The following is a 16,960-nucleotide window of genomic DNA, read 5'->3' as shown; positions in this document are numbered from 1 at the left end:
GTCCTATTCTGGGACAGCGCGGTCAATGATTCGTTAAAATTTCCTTGGAACTAATTAAGCGCATGCTAACCCCATTGACGCTCGCTCGGCTTCGGTGGGCTTTTTCTTCGGTGGCTACAATGTGGCTAGAAATTTTATAGCCACCTCTGGGGGAAATGACTAAACTTTTGATCTTCTTGGTCGGAGTGGCCGGATTCGAACCGACGACCCCTTGACCCCCAGTCAAGTGCGCTACCGGGCTGCGCTACACTCCGGACCGGTCGCGATGTATCGTGATAACCCCGCTCGGGTCAACCGAAATTCGGCGACTATCGCGCCGATGCGATCGCGGGTGCCGGCGAACCCCTGACCTACCCCTGGCAGACATCGACCCATTCGGCGCCGGTGAGGTCGATCATGCGCTGCGGGCTAAGCCGCACGGCGGCGTTGGTGGCGCCGGCGGCAGGCACGACCTCGTCGAATTCGCGCAGCGACACGTCGCAGTAGACCGGCAGCGGCGCCGGCAGGCCAAACGGGCAGACACCGCCGACCGGGTGGCTGGTTGCTTCGACAACCTCCGCGGCGTCGAGCATGCGCGGTTTGCCGCCGAACTGGTCCTTGAACTTGCGGTTGTCCAGCCTGGCGATGCCGCTGGTCACCACCAGCATGGTGCGATCGCCGACGCGCAGGCAGATCGTCTTGGCGATCTGCGCCGGCAGCACGCCATGCGCCTCGGCCGCCAGTGCCACCGTCGCCGAGCTCGCTTCGGTGACGATGACATCGATGTCAGGCCCGCGAGCGGCGAAGAAGGCACGAACGGATTCCAGGCTCATTTTCGAAAACCCATAGTTCAGGACTTGATGGACAGCGGATCGGGTCGCCGCGCGTATAAACACGTGCGGCACACAAATCGGCAAGCCCCAGGCTGGGCAGGAAGGCTGCGGCACCAACAAGAACAAACCCGCCAAGGGGTGCCCTTGGCGGGTTGTCGGGCAGGCCTGATGTCGAACTATGCCAGGGATCGACCTTGCGCGGCCGGCGTGTGCACAGCCGAAGCGATCAAAGCATCCTGGGGAAGTCGAAGCGCAGACACAATACGACGCAGCTTCGACGGGTCGGTCACCTTGCCGCTCTCGATATCTTCAATCTCGTCGGTAGCCAGACCGCATGTCAGGGAAAGCTTTTCCACACTGTAGCCGCGGGTCTCCCGCATTGCTCTGAGGGTGCTGTAATCTGGCCCGATCTCATTGGCTACCGGTTCGGAGAGGGCTTCGCGTTTTGCAGTGTTGGGCATTGGCAACTCCGTAAGCTGAAAGAGTTTGATCAAATGACGAAGTTGCCTGAGACGATCGGGAAGATGCCCGCTCGCCAGCGATTTGCCAAGTACCAATCGGACCGTCACGCTATCGTGATTCAAGCGCCCTGCGCAGCAGGATCGCGCACACGTCGCGATCAAGTTGTTTTGACCGTCCAATCGCCCTTTTTTCGGCAGTTTCGCCGCGCCCGTTCGTTATCCCAGAGTTGCTGGCCTGAAAACCATCCGGTTCCAGCCAGCCCGTCCCGGAAGGATCTCTGCAATGAACTTGAAGACACTCATCGTCGTGCTCGGCACGATTTCCAGCCTTTCCGCTGTCGATGTCGGCGCCGCTCGAGCGGCGGACACGCTGCGCGTGCGCGGCACTGTGGCCAGTTTCGAGCCATCGCTGCTCACCGTGAAAACCCGCCAGGGCGATACTTCTGCGATCAAGCTTAGTGCCGGCTGGAAGATCTCAGGCGTCGCCAATGCATCCGTCAAGGATATCAAGCAAGGCGACTTCCTCGGCATCGCCTCCGTATCGAAAGCGGATGGCGGCAGCGGCGCGCTGGAGGTGGTGGTCTTTCCAGCCGCCTTGAAAGGCACTGGTGAAGGCGACCGCCCCTGGGACCTGCAGCCAAACAGCCGCATGACCAACGGCACCGTGGCCGACGTCACCGATATAAACGGTCGAGCCGTCACGCTGACCTATGACAATGGGCAGACCAAGAAGATTTCGATACCCGACACCACACCTGTCGTGACCTTCGCGCCGGCCACCCCGACCGACCTCAAGCCGGGCGCGACGGTCTTCGTCACCGCCCAGCGTGAGGCTGACGGCACGCTCAGTTCCGGCCGCGTCGTGGTCGGAAACAATGGCGTGGTTCCGCCGATGTAGGCAAAAGAGGCGGTAAAGCATGGCTTTTCGGCCATGGCGACGATGACGGTGGAAGCCCGGTTTCCGTGGAAACAGTCCAGAAACAAAATTCTACAATCGGGAAATACCGAGGAAAAAATTCAGGAGCGTAATCCCGTTCGCGGCGATCGGGTCATCGACCCGATTCACCTGCTAAAAAAGGAAACGATCCATGAAGAAGTCCCTCCTCTCGGCCCTCGGGCTTGCAGTTGCACTTGCTTTCACGGTGCCGGTGATCGGCGCCACGAGCGCGGATGCGGCCGCGATGGCAACGCATCATCGTCACCACCATCATCATCCCTACCATCCCGTCCATCACCGCCATCACTACCATCATCATCACCACCACGTGACGATGAAGAAGGCCTAAGCATACCAGACTGCCAACGAGAAGACCCGCCTTGGCTTCTTGTTCAAGGCTGGTCTTCTCGTGGTACTGCGATACGATTCGGCGCTTTCAAAATCATTGCGCTGGTCGCAGGCTTCGGCGCAAATCCGCACCGCCACGCCGACAAAACCTTCACGCCAGGACAAATCGCGATAAAGCTTGCTCCCTCAGCGCCGGCTGAACAGCAGGCTGGCAACGAGACCGACCACCACAAGGCCGACCGCAGCGGCCGCCGCCGGATGGCCGCGCGCCGATTTCTCGATCACCCTACCCTGTTTGCGGATGGCCGGCATCGCATCCCGCAGACGCCCTGCAAGATCGGAATAGGTGTCGAGCGCGGCATCGCGACCGTCTTCGTAGTAGGCACCGCTCCGCCGGGACACTGCCTTCTTCAGGCTGGCCAATTCCCTGGTGAGAGCCGCGACCTGCTTGTCGAGGTCAATGTCCGAGAGGGTCGAAAATGATGCCATGACGTGTTTCCTTGCATTGCAGAAGGAAACGTAACGCCTCACCGGAAGACGGGTTCCGGTTTTCGAAATATCGACGTCGCTCCGTGCGGAGCGATCAGCGCACCTGATCGAGCAGGCGCTTGCATTCCAGGAGGTCGAACAGCGCCTCCTGCAGCAAGGCGCGATTGTCGCGTGAGAGTTTCGACACGTCCGGCTGAACCGGACCTTCCTCATCGCTCTTGCCCAGGCCGAAAAAGCGGCGGCTGGGTTTGACGCGCGGCTGGCCAACCAGTTCGTCATCCATGCCGCGTGGCTGGGCTGCAGGCGTCAGCGGCACTTGATCGGCCTGCTTTCGCTGCGAGATCGCCTCGACGGCGGCCATGTCGCCATTGCCGATGGCGACCAGGAAATGATTGCCGTTCTCGCGCAGCAGCTTCTGCACGCCCTTGATGGTGTAGCCCTGGTCGTAGAGCATATGGCGGATGCCCTTGATCAGTTCGACATCCTGCGGCCGGTAGTAACGACGGCCGCCACCACGCTTCATCGGCTTGATCTGGTTGAAACGCGTTTCCCAGAAGCGCAGCACATGCTGCGGCAGGTCGAGATCTTCGGCGACCTCGCTGATGGTACGAAAGGCGTCGGGGCTCTTGTCCATGGGCGAATCCTCACACTGGACGATGATCCGGCTTACCTGCCGAATCGGGTCTCATTTCAGCGGTTTGTGAAACAATATTCAAGCCCGGCGTCATGACGCGGCACCGGTTTTCAACCGCGCAGATGAACGAAGCTACTTGCCGCCTTTGGCCTTGCCGCTTTGATGCGACCGCAAGATGCGGCTCTTCAGCACGTTCGACGACTTGAAGGTCATCACCCGGCGCGGCAGGATCGGCACTTCTTCGCCAGTCTTGGGGTTGCGGCCGATGCGCTCGTTCTTGGAACGGACGTGGAATGTCGCGAAGGACGACAGCTTCACCGTCTCGCCACGGACGATCGCTTCGCAGATCTCGTCCAGCACCGCTTCGACAAGTTCGGCCGATTCAGTGCGCGACAAGCCGACCTTCCGGTAAACAGCCTCGGCAAGGTCGGCGCGCGTAAGTGTCTTTCCCCCCATGCGACCGTCCCATCAGCTCAAAACATAAAATTCGGCACAACAACGGCAGAGCCTAAGTAATTGATCCGGCAAGGTCAAGGACCGAAACCGGACCGTTCGGCACTTACCAACGAACCAGAACAGCACCCCAGGTGAAGCCGCCACCCATCGCCTCCAGAAGCACGAGATCGCCCTTCTTGATGCGGCCGTCGGCGACGGCCACCGCCAGCGCCAACGGCACGGAAGCAGCCGAGGTGTTACCGTGCAAATCGACCGTCACCACCACCTTTTGCTCGGCTATCCCGAGCTTCTTGGCGGAAGCGTCAATAATGCGTTTATTGGCCTGGTGCGGCACGAACCAGTCGAGATCATCGGCTGATATGCCGGCTTGTGAGAACGTCGCCTCGATGACGTCGGTGATCATCCCGACCGCATGCTTGAAGACTTCGCGGCCCTCCATCCTGAGTTGGCCGACCGTGCCCGTGGTCGACGGCCCGCCGTCGACGAAGAGCTTGTCCTTGTGGATACCGTCGGAGCGCAGGCTGGCCGCCAGAACGCCACGATCGGCGATCGCGCCAGCCCCCTCGCCGGCCTCCAGGATCATGGCACCGGCGCCGTCGCCGAACAGCACGCAGGTCGAGCGGTCGCTCCAGTCGAGGATGCGCGAGAATGTTTCCGAGCCGATCACCAGGACGCGCTTGGCCAGGCCGCCGCGGATGTAGAGATCGGCGGTGGCTACCGCATAGACGAAGCCGGAGCAGACCGCCTGCATGTCGAAAGCAAAACCGTGATGCATGCCGAGCCGGTTCTGGATTTCGACGGCGGTGGCCGGAAAGGTGTTGTTGGGCGTCGAGGTCGCCAGCACGATCAGATCGATGTCGGCAGGCGTCAGACCGGCATTGGCAAGCGCGGCACGCGCTGCCGCCTCCCCCAGCGACGCCGTCGTCTCGTCATCGCCAGCGATATGGCGCTGGCGGATGCCGGTGCGTTGCGCGATCCACTCGTCGGAGGTTTCCACCATGCCTTCGAAATCGGCATTCTTCATGATTCGGCGGGGCAGCGCGGCGCCCGTGCCGCGCACGACTGATCTGATCAAAGTTCTTTCCTATTCCTTTGCGTCGATAACGACGTCGGCTTTCCTAGATGTCAGGGCATGCGGGTTGCGCGCATGGAACAGGTCAAGGTCGGCCTCGATGCGGTCGAGCAGATTGTTACGCACCATATCATAGCCAAGCTCGATCGCCGCGGCGAAGCCGTCCGAATCGGCACCGCCATGGCTTTTCACCACGATGCCGTTCAGCCCCAGGAAGACGCCGCCATTGGAACGGCCGACATCCATCTTTTCGCGCAAGCGATCGAAGGCGCCCTTGGCGAAGACATAGCCGATCCTGGCCATCAAGGTCCGGCTCATCGCCGCGCGCAGGTAGCCAGAGATCTGGCGCACCGTGCCTTCCGCCGTCTTCAGCGCGATATTGCCGGCAAAACCTTCGGTGACGACAACGTCGACCACGCCCTTGCCGATGTCGTCGCCCTCGACGAAACCGTGATAGTTCATCGAGGCCATATTGGCCTCGCGCAGCATGCGCCCGGCCTCCTTGACCTCTTCCTGGCCCTTGATCTCCTCGACCCCGACATTGAGCAGGCCGACGCTGGGCCGGGCAACGCCGAAGACCGAGCGCGCCATGCCGGTGCCCAGAATGGCAAAATCAATCAGCTGATGCGCATCGGCGCCGATGGTGGCGCCGACGTCCAGCACCACGCTCTCGCCGCGCAACGTCGGCCAGAGTGCCGCGATCGCCGGGCGATCGATGGTCGCCATGGTGCGCAGGCAGAATTTCGACATCGCCATCAGCGCGCCGGTATTGCCGGCGGAAATGCAGGCGTCCGCCGTGCCGGCCTTGACCGCTTCGACGGCCTTCCACATCGACGACTTCCAGCGGCCATGGCGCAGCGCCTGGCTCGGCTTGTCGTCCATCCTGACCGCTATCTCGCAGTGGAAGAACTCGCTGACCTCGACCAGCTTGGGAAATTTGGCCAGTTCGGGGCGCACGACGTCCTCACGCCCGAAGATGACGAAGCGGATGTCGGGACGGCGGGTCGCGACCGTCATGAGCGCTGGAATGACCACGGCTGGTCCGTGATCGCCGCCCATGGCATCGATGGAAATCCTGATCACGCGGTATTTATCTCACGGTTAGGCGGCAGGTCGCTTTAGTGATCGCGAAGGTTCGGCGAAAATAACGGTTTTGGGCTGACGCACAACCGACTTTTCCGTCGCGGGCGAGGTTTTCAGGATTTTCCCAGCAAGGATCGCAGTTTTTGCTGAAATTCATTCTCCGCCGGTTCGGTCTCGCCGCCGGCATCCAGAGACGCGCCCTGCTTGCGCGGATAAGGGTCGATCGCCAGTCCGAAGAACTGTTCGGCGAGTGCGCCGACGTCGATCGTGTCGCCGGAAAATGTTTCGGGACCGTCCGGTCCGTCCGCGTCGAGCAGGATCTCGCCGCCGCCATCGAAACCCTGCCGTCCGAGCTTGGAGTCCTCGGGCAGCAACAGTGCTTCGATCGGCTCGTCGATATGAGCTTCGACAGGGTCGAGCGTGACGATGCAGGCCTGGGTGATGTCGGCTTCGACACGACCGCTAACCTTCACGCCATTGCGCTTCCATGAGGTCACCAGAAGCTCGGCGCGATAGGCTTCGACCGAAAGCAGCTCGTGCTCCACGGCCAGCGCCGCGCGCTGCGCGGCGTCGGCCTCGATCACCACCGGCAAACCCTTCTGCGGCAGACGGGCGATGTTTGCGCGGAACGATACCGGGCTTTGCGGGTCAATGTGTTTCATCGATCAACCTCCGTTGGCGACGGGAAACGCCACCGTGCCGGAGACAATCGATTCGGATGGCTGTGCGGCCAGCTGATTGCAAGCGTCGGTGACATAATTGGCCAGCAGCGACGCTTCCGGCCAGGCGCCGGCGTCGGGCCGGACATTGCGGGCAAGGGCAGCGGTGAGCCCATCATGGTCGTTTCTTTCCAGGGCGTCGTCATAGGCGGCGGTTCGACCATAAAACATCTTGGCCAGCTTTTTCATGCGTTTGGGCACGCCGACATCGCCAATGCCCAATTCCCGCAGGGAGTGGTCGACATCCAGGAAGAACTCATCGATCAGCACCTGCGCGACCTCTTGCGCCACGCCGCCCTCACCGCGCAACCGGTGCTGGAACAGGAACATGTGCAGCGACACCATCTCGAAACGGCCAAGCGGCGTGTCGGGTACATTCCAGTGGGAATAAAACACAGTCTGCCGCGCCGCTGCCACGATTTGTGCGTAAAGCGCCTCGGTGATAGCGCGGTTGGCATGGCGTTCGCGGCCAAAAAAGCGCTGGAACATTGGGGATGGTCTCCCGGGGACCGTTTGTTGAAGTGGCCTTGTTGCATCGGCCTGCAAGCTGGTTTACCGGTTTTGCGGCCCAGCGCAAGTTGCGGCCAGTTAATGGAGTTGTTGTTGCGCGCGCTGAATTTCAAGTCGACCTTCTCGTCCCGGCCCGCCGGTGCGATTTCGCTGCTGGTGATTGTTTCGGCGCTGTCCGCCTGCCACACCTCCAAGATGATCGGTGACCTCAGCCCGAGCGAAACCCTCACCCAGGGCTACGTCATCGACCAGCAGGCGATCGACCTGGTGCCGGTCGGCTCGAGCCGCGAGCAGGTGCTTCTGGCGCTCGGCACGCCATCGACGACGGCGACCTTCGACAACGAGACGTTCTATTACATTTCGCAGACGCGCAAGCGCTACGTCGCCTTCGACAAGCCGCACCTCATTGACCAGCATGTGCTGGCGGTCTATTTCGGCCCCGACAGCCGCGTCACCCAGATCGCCAATTACGGCTTGAAGGACGGCAAGGTGTTCGACTTCATCTCGCGCACCACGCCGACCGGCGGCAAGGACCAGAACTTCCTCAGCCAGGTCATCAACGGCGCCAGCAAGCTGGCCCCAGGCGTCCCAGGCGGCGGCACTCCCTGATCTCAGACCTGCCGTCCCCCTCGAGGAGAGCAGCACCATCTCAGGCGACCAAAAACCCGCGGGAGCAATCCTGCGGGTTTTTGTTGCCGGGATCAGTCGGGCAAGGCTCGCAGCGAGGGCCTAGACGAAGGGACGAACTGAAAGGCGACCGTGTCATCACCGCAACAAAAAACCCGCGGGGATCGCTCCCCGCGGGTTTTGTCTCGGAGACTTGGGCGATCGCTTAGCCGTGCGCGAGCACGGCCAGCAGCAGCAACGCGACGATGTTTGTGATCTTGATCGCCGGGTTGACGGCCGGACCGGCGGTGTCCTTGTAGGGATCGCCGACCGTGTCGCCGGTCACCGAAGCCTTGTGCGCTTCGGAACCCTTGAGGTGCTTGACTCCGTCCTTGTCGACAAAGCCGTCTTCGAAGGACTTCTTGGCGTTGTCCCAGGCGCCGCCGCCGGAGGTCATCGAGATGGCGACGAAAAGGCCATTGACGATGACGCCGAGCAGCGAGGCGCCGAGGGCGGCAAAGGCGGACGCCTTCGAACCCGAGATCAGCAGCACGCCGAAATAGACGACGAGCGGCGCCAGCACCGGCAGCAGCGACGGGATGATCATCTCGCGGATCGCCGCCTTGGTCAGAAGATCGACCGCGCGGGCATAGTTCGGCTTCGACGTGCCGGCCATGATGCCCGGATCCTCGCGGAACTGCTTGCGCACCTCCTCGACGATGGCGCCCGCCGCACGGCCGACGGCCGTCATGGCGATGCCGCCGAACAGATAAGGGATCAGGCCGCCGAAGATCAGGCCGGCGACGACGTAGGGGTTGGAGAGATCGAAGGAGATTTCGCCCATGCCCTGGAAGTACGGATATTTGTCGCCATTGGCGGCAAAGAACTTCAGGTCGTTCGAATAGGCGGCAAACAGCACCAGCGCGCCGAGACCGGCCGAACCGATGGCGTAGCCCTTGGTCACCGCCTTGGTGGTGTTGCCGACCGCGTCGAGAGCGTCGGTGGAGTGGCGCACTTCCTTGGGCAGGCCGGCCATTTCGGCAATGCCGCCGGCATTGTCGGTGACCGGGCCGAAGGCGTCGAGCGCAACGATCATACCGGCGAGGCCGAGCATCGTCGTGACCGCGATCGCCGTACCGAAGAGGCCGGCGAGCTGATAGGTCGAGATGATGCCGGCGACGATGACGATCGCCGGCAGCGCCGTCGATTCCAGCGAGACCGCAAGGCCCTGGATGACGTTGGTGCCGTGACCGGTCACCGACGCCTGGGCGATGGAGTTGACCGGGCGCTTGTTGGTGCCGGTGTAGTATTCGGTGATCACCACGATCAGACCGGTCACCACGAGGCCGATCAGGCCGCAGATGAACAGGTTCTTGCCGGTGATGGCCATGCCGGCAACCGTGCTGATCTCGCCCCAGCCGAGGGTAACCGAGGTGGCGACGCCGAGGCCGACGATGGACAACAGGCCGGTGACGATCAGGCCCTTGTAGAGTGCGCCCATGATCGAGCCGTTGGAGCCGAGCTTGACGAAGAAGGTGCCGACGATCGAGGTCAGGATGCAGGCGCCGCAGATGGCGAGCGGATAGAGCATCGCCGCACCCAGAACGGCGGTGCCGCCGAAGAAGATGGAGGCGAGAACCATGGTGGCGACGACGGTCACCGCATAGGTTTCGAACAGGTCGGCGGCCATGCCGGCGCAGTCGCCGACATTGTCGCCAACGTTGTCGGCGATGGTGGCCGGGTTGCGCGGATCGTCTTCAGGAATACCGGCTTCGACCTTGCCGACCAGATCGCCGCCAACGTCGGCGCCCTTGGTGAAGATACCGCCGCCGAGACGGGCGAAGATCGAGATCAGCGAAGCGCCAAAGCCGAGCGAAACCAGCGAGTCGATGACGATGCGGTCATTGGGCTGAAGGCCCATGAAGTGGGTGAGGATGAGGTAGTAGATCGACACGCCGAGCAATGCCAGGCCAGCAACCAGCATGCCGGTGATGGCGCCCGACTTGAAAGCGATGTCGAGACCGGCGGCGAGGCTGTTGGAGGCCGCCTGCGCGGTGCGCACATTGGCCCGCACCGACACATGCATGCCGATGAAGCCGGCGGCGCCCGACAGCACGGCGCCGATCAGGAAGCCGACCGCGGCTGTGATGGAAAGCAGCCACCAGGCGAGCACGAGCACGACGACGCCAACCATGGCGATGGTGGTGTACTGGCGCGTCAGATAGGCCTGCGCGCCCTCGCGGATGGCCGCGGAGATTTCCTGCATGCGTGCATTGCCCTGATCGGCCGCGAGGACCGAACGTGTCGCCCAGATGGCGTAGAGGACAGAAAGCAGACCGCAGGCGATGACGGCGGAAATAATTGTCATTGCCGGATTTTCCTCGATTGATGGCCCAAAAGAACCCCTCCCTGGGCCGTTGAGACAAAGACCGGATCCCGTGCACGGAATCCGCCTCTTCGCAGCGGTGTATGCGAAACAGGGCTGCGAACGTCAAGATATTGTTCGGTTTTTGCCCGGCTTTCGCCCAAAAGGCATAGGGCACGATACCGACGCCTCCGACATTGTCCTATTAGATCGATTGAAATCGTTCTAGACGCGGCACGTGGCTACTCGGCCTCGCGGCCCATGCGGCGCGCCGTGTAGCGTTCAACCGCCGACAGACCGTCATAGATCAGCACGGCAAGAGCTGCCACGATCAGGCCGCCCTGCAGGATGAAGGCGAGGTTGTTGGACAACAGGCCGGCGATGATGACCTCGCCCAACGTCTTGGCGGCAACGGTCGAGCCGATGGTGGCGGTGGCAAGGCTGATCACCACCGACAGCCTGATGCCGCCCAGGATGATCGGGGCGCTGAGCGGCAGCTCGACCTTGGTGAGCCTTTGCCAACCGGTCATGCCAGCACCGCGCGCCGCCTCCATCACATTGGCCGGCAATATCGTCAGGCCGGTCAGCGCATTCTCGAAGATCGGCAGCAGGCCATAGAGAAACAGCGCGATCAGAGTCGGTTTTTCGCCGAAGCCGACCGCCGGCACGGCAAGCGCCAGCACCGCCACCGGCGGAAAGGTCTGGCCGATGTTGACCAGGCTGCGCGACAGCGGCAAGAATTCGACGCCGGCCGGCCTTGTGACCAGGATGGCCAGTGCGACCGCGACGATGGTTGCGGCCACAGTAGCTATCAGCACGATGCGCAAATGCAGCAATGTCAGCGTCAGCAAGCTGCCCTGATTGTAGATCACCGGCGCATTGTTCTCGGTCAGCGGCTTCAGCAGCGGTTCGAACCAGCCGGGATTGGTGACAAAGGCAACGAGCAGCACCACCAAAGCAAGCCTGAGCAGCGATGGAAGCCAGGCTTTCATGCCGGCCTCGCCGCGCGCTTCACCAGACCGTCGACGGTGACGCGGCCAAGCGGCTTGCCGTCGGCGCCTTTGACCGGCAGCGCCGGCCGGCCCGACCACAACAATTCGGCCAGCGCATCGCGCTGGCTGGCATCACCGGGGATCGCCTCGCCTTCGGCGGAGCCCTTCTCCACGGCGTCGCGCACGCGGCCGAGCGACAAGAGCCGGAACGGCCTTTCGCTGGCGCCGACCAGGGTCTCGACGAAGGCGCTGGCCGGGTTTGCCAGGATCTCGGCGGGCTTGGCGTATTGCACAAGCTTGCCGGCATCCATGACAGCGATCTTGTCGCCCATGTGCACGGCCTCTTCCATGTCGTGGGTGACGAGGATGATGGTGGTGCCGAAGCGCTTCTGGATCGCCAGCAGATCCTCCTGCGCCTTGGTGCGGATGATCGGGTCGAGCGCGCCGAACGGCTCGTCCATCAACAGCACGTTGGGCTCGGCGGCGAGCGCGCGGGCAACGCCAACGCGCTGCTGCTGGCCGCCGGACAGTTCGTGCGGGTAGCGCGGGCCGAAGGCTTCGGGATCAAGCTGGTAGAGCGTCATCAACTCGTCGACGCGGGCTTTGATGCGGGCTTTGTCCCAGCCGAGCAGCACCGGCACGGTGGCAATGTTCTGCGCCACCGTGCGATGCGGAAACAGGCCGTGGCCCTGGATAGCATAGCCGATGCTGCGGCGCAGTTCGTAACCGGGCAGCGAGCGATTGTCCGCGCCATCGAGCTTGATGACGCCAGCCGTCGGCTCGACCAGCCGGTTGATCATGCGCAGCAGCGTCGTCTTGCCGGAACCGGACGTGCCGACGATGACAGCGATGGTGCGTGGCTCGATGATCATCGAGACATCATCGACCACCGTTGTCGCGTCATAGCGCTTGGTAATGCCTTCGATCTCGATCATGCCGTTTCAACCCTGCGCTTGGTGGCGGTCATTTCGATCACCGCGTCGAGAATGATGGCCGCGGCAAAGGCGAGCGCTACCGTCGGCACGGCGCCGAGCAGCACCAGATCCATCGCCGTCTGGCCAACCCCCTGGAAAACGAACACGCCGAAACCACCGCCACCGATGAGCGCGGCAATGGTGGCGAGGCCGATGTTCTGCACCAAAACGATGCGGATGCCGGTGAGGATCACCGGAAATGCCAGCGGAAACTCGACGCCGAACAGGCGCTGCCTGTCGGTCATGCCCATGCCGCGCGCCGCGTCGTTGGCAGCGCGCGGCACGCCGGCGAGACCGACCACGGTGTTGGCCACCACCGGCAGCAGTGAATAGAGGAACAGAGCGACGAAAGCCGGCGCCGTGCCGATGCCGCGAATACCGAGCGCGGCGGCTCCCGGCACATGCGTGGCGACCCAGCCGAGCGGCGCGATCAGCAGGCCGAATAGCGCGATCGAGGGAATGGTCTGAATGATGTTGAGCACGTTGAGCACGCCGGCGCGCAGCTTTTCGACACGATGGCAAAGGATACCAAGCGGCAGGCCGACGATCACAGCCGCAGCCAGCGAACCGAGCGCCAGCGTCACATGCTTGGAGCCTTCGGCCCAAAAACTGTCGGCACGGTTGGCGTATTCCTTGAGGATCGACAGATTGTCCCAGCTTCCCGAAATCAACAGCAGGCCGATCGCCAAAGCCGCTACGACAAGCACGCCGACCCGCCCCAACGGCGACAGGTTCAGCCGTGTCAGCACGTCGGCTAGCAGAAGCGTGAAGGCGAAGATCAGTATCCAGAAGCCGGAGGCCGGCGAAACTCTCGCAAAGGCGTTGCCGGCCGGCGTCAGAAACGTGCCGGCGACGCCGATCAGCAGCGCTAGCGCGGCAAGCGCCACCACACTTGCGGCAAGGCGCAGGACAAGCGGCGTCCTGAACAGCGCAATGAGCGCGGCTATGACAACGATGGCGAGCAGTAGCGTCCCGGTGGCCGTCGGCAGCGCCTCGAGAATCGAGCGCGCCTGGCCGGGAACGATGCGGTTGGCGCGGAACGTGGCAAAGGGCGCGGCGAAAGCCGCATAGGCTGCTATCGCGGCGATGACCACGCCGAGCTTGTCGAACCGGATCTGCACGCCCTCCCCCGTCAGTCGATCCGACGCGCCACGAATGCGGCGCGCCGGGATCGTCCTACTTCAGGAAGCCGTTCTTTTTCAGGAAGTCTTCGGCGACGCCCTTGACCGGCTCGCCGCCGACCTGCACGCGACCGTTCAGCTCCTGCAGCGTGACGAGGTCGAGCTTGGCGAAGACCGGCTTCAGCAGCGTCTCGATCTCGGGATGTTCCTTCAGCACCTTTTCGCGGATGATCGGCGCCGGCTGGTAAACCGGCTGCACGCCCTTGTCGTCGTCGAGCACGACCAGACCGGACGGCGCGATGCCGCCATCGGTGCCATAGACCATGGCCGCATTCGCCCCGCTGGTCTGGTTGGCGGCGGCTGCGATGGTTGCCGCCGTGTCGCCGCCCGAGAGCGTGATCAACTGGTCCGGCTTCAGCGTGAAGCCATAGGTGGTCTGGAAGGCCGGAAGTGCGGCCGCCGAATTGACGAACTCGGCGGAGGCCGCCAGCACCACTTGGCCGCCGCCCGCGACATACTTGCCGAATTCGGTGAGCGTGGCGAGCTTGTTGGTCTCGGCGACCTCCTTGCGCAGCGCGATCGCCCAGGTGTTGTTGGCCGGCGACGGCGACAGCCAGACGATCTTGTTGGCGTCGTAGTCGAGCTTCTTGGCAGTCTCATAGGCCTTTGCGGCATCCTTCCAGACCGGGTCGTCGGCCTTCTCGAAGAAGAAAGCGGCGTTGCCGGTGTATTCGGGATAGATGTCGATCTCGCCGGCGGTGATAGCCTTGCGCACCACCGGCGTGCCGCCGAGCTGGATCCGGTCGGTGGTCTTGATGTTGTTGGCGTTGAGAACGAGCTGGATGATGTTGCCGAGCACGCCGCCCTCGGTGTCGATCTTCGAAGAGACAACCACCTGGGCACTGGCGGAAGCCGCGGTGATGCCGAGCGCCAATGCCGCGCTGGCCAAGACCTTGACTGAAAACATTGTGAAAATCCCTTGCTGTGAACCGGAATGCGGCGGCCGCATATGAGCATGGCTTCAGCCACCAGTCGGGGCACACGGTTTCATAACAATAGGCACAGAGGCAATAATTTTGTTCGGGCGCCGCAAATTCGGCAGGCACCATGCTGACAGGGCGTGTCAGGCAAGCAGCGGCTGGGATCAGGCATCGGCCTTGCGAATGCCCGTCAGCTTGAGCGCGCCGAGGGCGACGAAGCACAAAACGGTGACCGGAAAGACCATCCAGTTCAGCATGGTCCAGCCCCAGGCATTGTAGACCATACCCGACATCAGCGACGCGCAAGCGACAGAGCCGAACAGCACGAAGTCGTGGAAGCCCTGCACCTTGCCCTTTTCCGACGGCCGGTAGCTGGCCGCCACCATCGCCGTGGCGCCGATGAAGCTGAAATTCCAGCCAAGGCCGAGCAGGATCAGCGACGTCCAGAATTGCCACAGCGCCAGGCCCGACAGAGCGACGATGGCGCAGCCGATGAGCAGGATCAGGCCGGTGGCGACGATGCGTTCGGCACCGAAGCGATGGATCAGCGAGCCGGTGAAGAAGCTCGGCGCGAACATCGCCATGACGTGCCAGGAAATGCCAAGCGTCGCATCGTCCTCCGACAGACCGCAGCCAACCATCGCCAGCGGGGCGCCGGTCATGACGAAGCTCATCAGCGCATAGCTGCCGACGGCGCAGAACAGCGCCGCGACGAAGCGCGGGTGGGTAACGATTTCGGCCAACGGTCTGGCGTCGTTGTCGGCGATCTCCACCTTGCCGGATGCCTTCGCCGGCAGGCGCAGGAACGACAGGATGATGGCGCCGACCGCCGCCAGCGGCAGGATGGCGGCGAACGAACCGGCAAACATCACCGGCGCGAACGATTCACGGGTGAAGATGACGATCTGCGGCCCGAGGATGGCGGTGACGATGCCGCCGGCCAGCACGAAGGAGATGGCGCGTGCCTTGAACGCCGGCGGCGCATTGTCGGCGGCGGCAAAACGGAACTGCTGCACGAAAGCGCCGCCGACGCCGATCACCAACAGGCCGAAGGCGAACAGCCAGAAGCTGCCGTGGAAAAGCGCTGATGTAGCGACCAGCCCGCCAAGCGCCGTGACGATCGTGCCGGTCATGAAGCCGCCGCGTTGGCCCATGCCGCGGATGATGGCCGCCGCCGGCAGCGCGCCGAGCGCCACGCCGATGTTGAAGCCGGTGATCGGCGCCGTTGCCAGCGACTTGTCGGGACCAAGCAGATATTGCCCGGCCAGCGCCCCCATGGAGATGGCGATGGGGGCAGCAGAACCGATGATCGCCTGCGAGGCGGCGAGGATCAAAGCAGTGCGACGCGCGTCCTGGCCTGCCTCGATGGCGATTGCTGTCACGATGCGTCCTTGCCGCGCCCCTCGCCACGCACCCGGCGAGACACACGGTCAAGCACGGCATTGACCAGCTTCGGCTCGTCTTCCTCGTAGAAAGCCTTGGCGATATCGACATATTCGGAAACGATGACTGCGACGGGGACATCCTCGCGCTTCATCAGTTCGTAGACGCCGGCGCGCAGAATGGCGCGCAGCGTCGAATCGAGCCTCGACAGCGGCCAATCCTCGGTCAGTGCCTGGCGTATGATCGGATCGACGGTCTTCTGGTTCTCGACGACACCGGCGAGAATGGCGCGAAACCATTGCGCATCGGCCTCGCGGTAGAGCGCGCCGTCGACTTCCTTGCCGAGACGAAAGGCCTCGTATTCGGCGGTGATCTCGAAGACGCCGCTGCCGGCGACATCCATCTGATAGAGCGCCTGCACAGCGGCCAGCCGGGCAGCGCCGCGCTTGTTGGCGTGGCGTACCGGTGGTCGATCCTTGTCTCCGGATTGCGTCACGCCGGTCAGGCTCCGAGCCGTTTCTTGACGGCGATCATGCTCAGCGCGGCACGGGCGGCAAAGCCACCCTTGTCGCCTTCCGTGCGCCGGGCGCGCGTCCAGGCCTGTTCGTCGTTTTCGGTGGTCAGGATGCCGTTGCCGATGCAGATCGATTCCTGCACCGACATATCCATCAGGGCGCGTGCGGATTCGTTGGCAACGATATCGAAATGGTGCGTCTCGCCGCGGATGACGGTGCCGAGCGCGACAAAGCCGTCATAGTCGGTGCCCTCACCCTCGGCGGCATCGAGCGCGAAGGAGATCACGGCCGGAATTTCCAGCGCGCCCGGCACGGTGACGACATCGTACTTGACGCCGGCTTCGTCGAGCGCAGCCTTGGCGCCGTCGAGCAGCGCGTCCGCCAGATCATCATAGAAGCGGGCTTCGATGATCAGCAGCTTGAGTTTCTTGTTCTTGGGCATTTTGCGTCACGTCTCCGGCAGAGCCGGTGACTTAGGCCGAAGCCCGTTTGATCGCAAGCGA

General features: G+C 63.0%; 20 protein-coding genes and 1 tRNA gene. 3 read left to right on the top strand and 18 right to left on the bottom strand.

Going from position 1 to position 16,960, the window contains the following annotated elements; all coding sequences use genetic code 11:
* Positions 1–177: 177 nt before the first annotated feature.
* The 3 genes from ACFFNA_RS38595 to ACFFNA_RS38585 form a co-directional block, all read right to left on the bottom strand.
* A tRNA-Pro gene (locus ACFFNA_RS38595) sits at positions 178–254 on the bottom strand.
* Positions 255–350: 96 nt separating this feature from the next.
* Positions 351–812, bottom strand: a complete 462-nt coding sequence (locus ACFFNA_RS38590) for a YbaK/EbsC family protein (RefSeq protein WP_378925443.1) — start codon at positions 810–812, stop codon at positions 351–353.
* Between the two features lie 176 nt (positions 813–988).
* Positions 989–1,396: a helix-turn-helix domain-containing protein gene (locus tag ACFFNA_RS38585; RefSeq protein WP_378925441.1), complete on the bottom strand. Its 408-nt coding sequence runs from the start codon at positions 1,394–1,396 to the stop codon at positions 989–991.
* A 160-nt stretch (positions 1,397–1,556) separates the two neighbouring features.
* On the opposite strand from ACFFNA_RS38585, the gene ACFFNA_RS38580 reads away from it, so the two are divergent.
* Both ACFFNA_RS38580 and ACFFNA_RS38575 read left to right on the top strand, forming a co-directional pair.
* A complete protein-coding gene (locus ACFFNA_RS38580) occupies positions 1,557–2,171 on the top strand; it encodes a hypothetical protein (RefSeq protein ID WP_111545724.1) in 615 nt (204 codons plus the stop codon).
* Between the two features lie 190 nt (positions 2,172–2,361).
* Positions 2,362–2,559 (top strand): hypothetical protein, encoded by a 198-nt coding sequence (locus ACFFNA_RS38575; RefSeq protein WP_146606096.1) that lies wholly within the window; start codon positions 2,362–2,364, stop codon positions 2,557–2,559.
* A 185-nt stretch (positions 2,560–2,744) separates the two neighbouring features.
* On the opposite strand, the gene ACFFNA_RS38570 is transcribed toward ACFFNA_RS38575, so the two are convergent.
* From ACFFNA_RS38570 to ACFFNA_RS38540, 7 genes are all read right to left on the bottom strand, one after another.
* Positions 2,745–3,047 carry a hypothetical protein gene (locus tag ACFFNA_RS38570; protein WP_378925438.1) on the bottom strand — a complete coding sequence of 101 codons (303 nt, stop codon included), beginning with the start codon at positions 3,045–3,047 and terminating at the stop codon, positions 2,745–2,747.
* A 94-nt stretch (positions 3,048–3,141) separates the two neighbouring features.
* Positions 3,142–3,681 (bottom strand): MerR family transcriptional regulator, encoded by a 540-nt coding sequence (locus tag ACFFNA_RS38565; RefSeq protein ID WP_111545726.1) that lies wholly within the window; start codon positions 3,679–3,681, stop codon positions 3,142–3,144.
* 132 nt (positions 3,682–3,813) lie between these two features.
* A complete protein-coding gene (locus tag ACFFNA_RS38560) occupies positions 3,814–4,137 on the bottom strand; it encodes an integration host factor subunit alpha (RefSeq protein ID WP_111545727.1) in 324 nt (107 codons plus the stop codon).
* Positions 4,138–4,240: 103 nt separating this feature from the next.
* On the bottom strand, positions 4,241–5,212 hold the full coding sequence (locus ACFFNA_RS38555; RefSeq protein ID WP_111545728.1) for a beta-ketoacyl-ACP synthase III: 972 nt from the start codon (positions 5,210–5,212) through the stop codon (positions 4,241–4,243).
* A gap of 9 nt (positions 5,213–5,221) precedes the next feature.
* Positions 5,222–6,292 carry a phosphate acyltransferase PlsX gene (gene plsX / locus ACFFNA_RS38550; protein ID WP_378925435.1) on the bottom strand — a complete coding sequence of 357 codons (1,071 nt, stop codon included), beginning with the start codon at positions 6,290–6,292 and terminating at the stop codon, positions 5,222–5,224.
* Between the two features lie 113 nt (positions 6,293–6,405).
* Entirely contained in the window at positions 6,406–6,954 is a 549-nt protein-coding gene (locus tag ACFFNA_RS38545; RefSeq protein ID WP_111545730.1) for a YceD family protein, read from the bottom strand.
* 3 nt (positions 6,955–6,957) lie between these two features.
* On the bottom strand, positions 6,958–7,500 hold the full coding sequence (locus ACFFNA_RS38540; protein WP_111545731.1) for a ubiquinol-cytochrome C chaperone family protein: 543 nt from the start codon (positions 7,498–7,500) through the stop codon (positions 6,958–6,960).
* 114 nt (positions 7,501–7,614) lie between these two features.
* On the opposite strand from ACFFNA_RS38540, the gene ACFFNA_RS38535 reads away from it, so the two are divergent.
* Positions 7,615–8,130, top strand: coding sequence for an outer membrane protein assembly factor BamE (locus ACFFNA_RS38535; RefSeq protein ID WP_378925433.1), 516 nt, complete (start codon positions 7,615–7,617; stop codon positions 8,128–8,130).
* Positions 8,131–8,353: 223 nt separating this feature from the next.
* Here the strand turns inward: ACFFNA_RS38535 and ACFFNA_RS38530 are convergent, their stop codons facing one another.
* The 8 genes from ACFFNA_RS38530 to ribH all read right to left on the bottom strand — a co-directional run bounded on the left by ACFFNA_RS38530 (position 8,354) and on the right by ribH (position 16,899).
* The gene (locus ACFFNA_RS38530; RefSeq protein WP_378925431.1) at positions 8,354–10,495 is read right to left on the bottom strand and encodes a sodium-translocating pyrophosphatase; all 2,142 of its coding nucleotides are present in this window, start codon (positions 10,493–10,495) and stop codon (positions 8,354–8,356) included.
* 239 nt (positions 10,496–10,734) lie between these two features.
* Positions 10,735–11,484 carry an ABC transporter permease gene (locus ACFFNA_RS38525; protein ID WP_378925429.1) on the bottom strand — a complete coding sequence of 250 codons (750 nt, stop codon included), beginning with the start codon at positions 11,482–11,484 and terminating at the stop codon, positions 10,735–10,737.
* The gene (locus tag ACFFNA_RS38520) at positions 11,481–12,419 is read right to left on the bottom strand and encodes an ABC transporter ATP-binding protein (protein ID WP_111545734.1); all 939 of its coding nucleotides are present in this window, start codon (positions 12,417–12,419) and stop codon (positions 11,481–11,483) included. The genes ACFFNA_RS38525 and ACFFNA_RS38520 overlap by 4 nt, the downstream gene beginning before the upstream one ends.
* Entirely contained in the window at positions 12,416–13,579 is a 1,164-nt protein-coding gene (locus ACFFNA_RS38515; protein ID WP_378925427.1) for an ABC transporter permease, read from the bottom strand. Before ACFFNA_RS38515 ends, ACFFNA_RS38520 begins: the two co-directional genes overlap by 4 nt.
* Positions 13,580–13,634: 55 nt before the next feature.
* Positions 13,635–14,546: a glycine betaine ABC transporter substrate-binding protein OsmF gene (osmF, locus tag ACFFNA_RS38510; protein WP_111545736.1), complete on the bottom strand. Its 912-nt coding sequence runs from the start codon at positions 14,544–14,546 to the stop codon at positions 13,635–13,637.
* 177 nt (positions 14,547–14,723) lie between these two features.
* Entirely contained in the window at positions 14,724–15,941 is a 1,218-nt protein-coding gene (locus tag ACFFNA_RS38505; RefSeq protein WP_378925425.1) for an MFS transporter, read from the bottom strand.
* Entirely contained in the window at positions 15,938–16,438 is a 501-nt protein-coding gene (gene nusB, locus ACFFNA_RS38500) for a transcription antitermination factor NusB (protein WP_111545738.1), read from the bottom strand. The genes ACFFNA_RS38505 and nusB overlap by 4 nt, the downstream gene beginning before the upstream one ends.
* 5 nt (positions 16,439–16,443) lie before the next feature.
* Complete coding sequence (gene ribH / locus ACFFNA_RS38495; RefSeq protein ID WP_378925422.1) at positions 16,444–16,899, bottom strand: 6,7-dimethyl-8-ribityllumazine synthase; 456 nt, start codon at positions 16,897–16,899, stop codon at positions 16,444–16,446.
* Positions 16,900–16,960 lie beyond the last annotated feature (61 nt).

It is taken from the genome of Mesorhizobium kowhaii (assembly GCF_042431665.1).
In the GTDB taxonomy this organism is placed as follows: Bacteria; Pseudomonadota; Alphaproteobacteria; order Rhizobiales; family Rhizobiaceae; genus Mesorhizobium; species Mesorhizobium kowhaii.
The sequence above is the reverse complement of the archived record's forward strand: the minus strand, read 5'-3'. Positions and strand labels throughout refer to the sequence as shown.

Bases quoted from the DNA above. Each gene is read 5' to 3' on its own strand.
- ACFFNA_RS38530 (WP_378925431.1), bottom strand. From the start codon at position 10,495: ATGACAATTATTTCCGCCGTCATCGCCTGCGGTCTGCTTTCTGTCCTC.
- osmF (WP_111545736.1), bottom strand. From the start codon at position 14,546: ATGTTTTCAGTCAAGGTCTTGGCCAGCGCGGCATTGGCGCTCGGCATC.
- ribH (WP_378925422.1), bottom strand. From the start codon at position 16,899: ATGCCCAAGAACAAGAAACTCAAGCTGCTGATCATCGAAGCCCGCTTC.
- ACFFNA_RS38545 (WP_111545730.1), bottom strand. From the start codon at position 6,954: ATGAAACACATTGACCCGCAAAGCCCGGTATCGTTCCGCGCAAACATC.
- ACFFNA_RS38570 (WP_378925438.1), bottom strand. From the start codon at position 3,047: ATGGCATCATTTTCGACCCTCTCGGACATTGACCTCGACAAGCAGGTC.
- ACFFNA_RS38525 (WP_378925429.1), bottom strand. From the start codon at position 11,484: ATGAAAGCCTGGCTTCCATCGCTGCTCAGGCTTGCTTTGGTGGTGCTG.
- ACFFNA_RS38580 (WP_111545724.1), top strand. From the start codon at position 1,557: ATGAACTTGAAGACACTCATCGTCGTGCTCGGCACGATTTCCAGCCTT.
- ACFFNA_RS38520 (WP_111545734.1), bottom strand. From the start codon at position 12,419: ATGATCGAGATCGAAGGCATTACCAAGCGCTATGACGCGACAACGGTG.
- ACFFNA_RS38575 (WP_146606096.1), top strand. From the start codon at position 2,362: ATGAAGAAGTCCCTCCTCTCGGCCCTCGGGCTTGCAGTTGCACTTGCT.
- ACFFNA_RS38565 (WP_111545726.1), bottom strand. From the start codon at position 3,681: ATGGACAAGAGCCCCGACGCCTTTCGTACCATCAGCGAGGTCGCCGAA.
- ACFFNA_RS38590 (WP_378925443.1), bottom strand. From the start codon at position 812: ATGAGCCTGGAATCCGTTCGTGCCTTCTTCGCCGCTCGCGGGCCTGAC.
- ACFFNA_RS38540 (WP_111545731.1), bottom strand. From the start codon at position 7,500: ATGTTCCAGCGCTTTTTTGGCCGCGAACGCCATGCCAACCGCGCTATC.
- ACFFNA_RS38560 (WP_111545727.1), bottom strand. From the start codon at position 4,137: ATGGGGGGAAAGACACTTACGCGCGCCGACCTTGCCGAGGCTGTTTAC.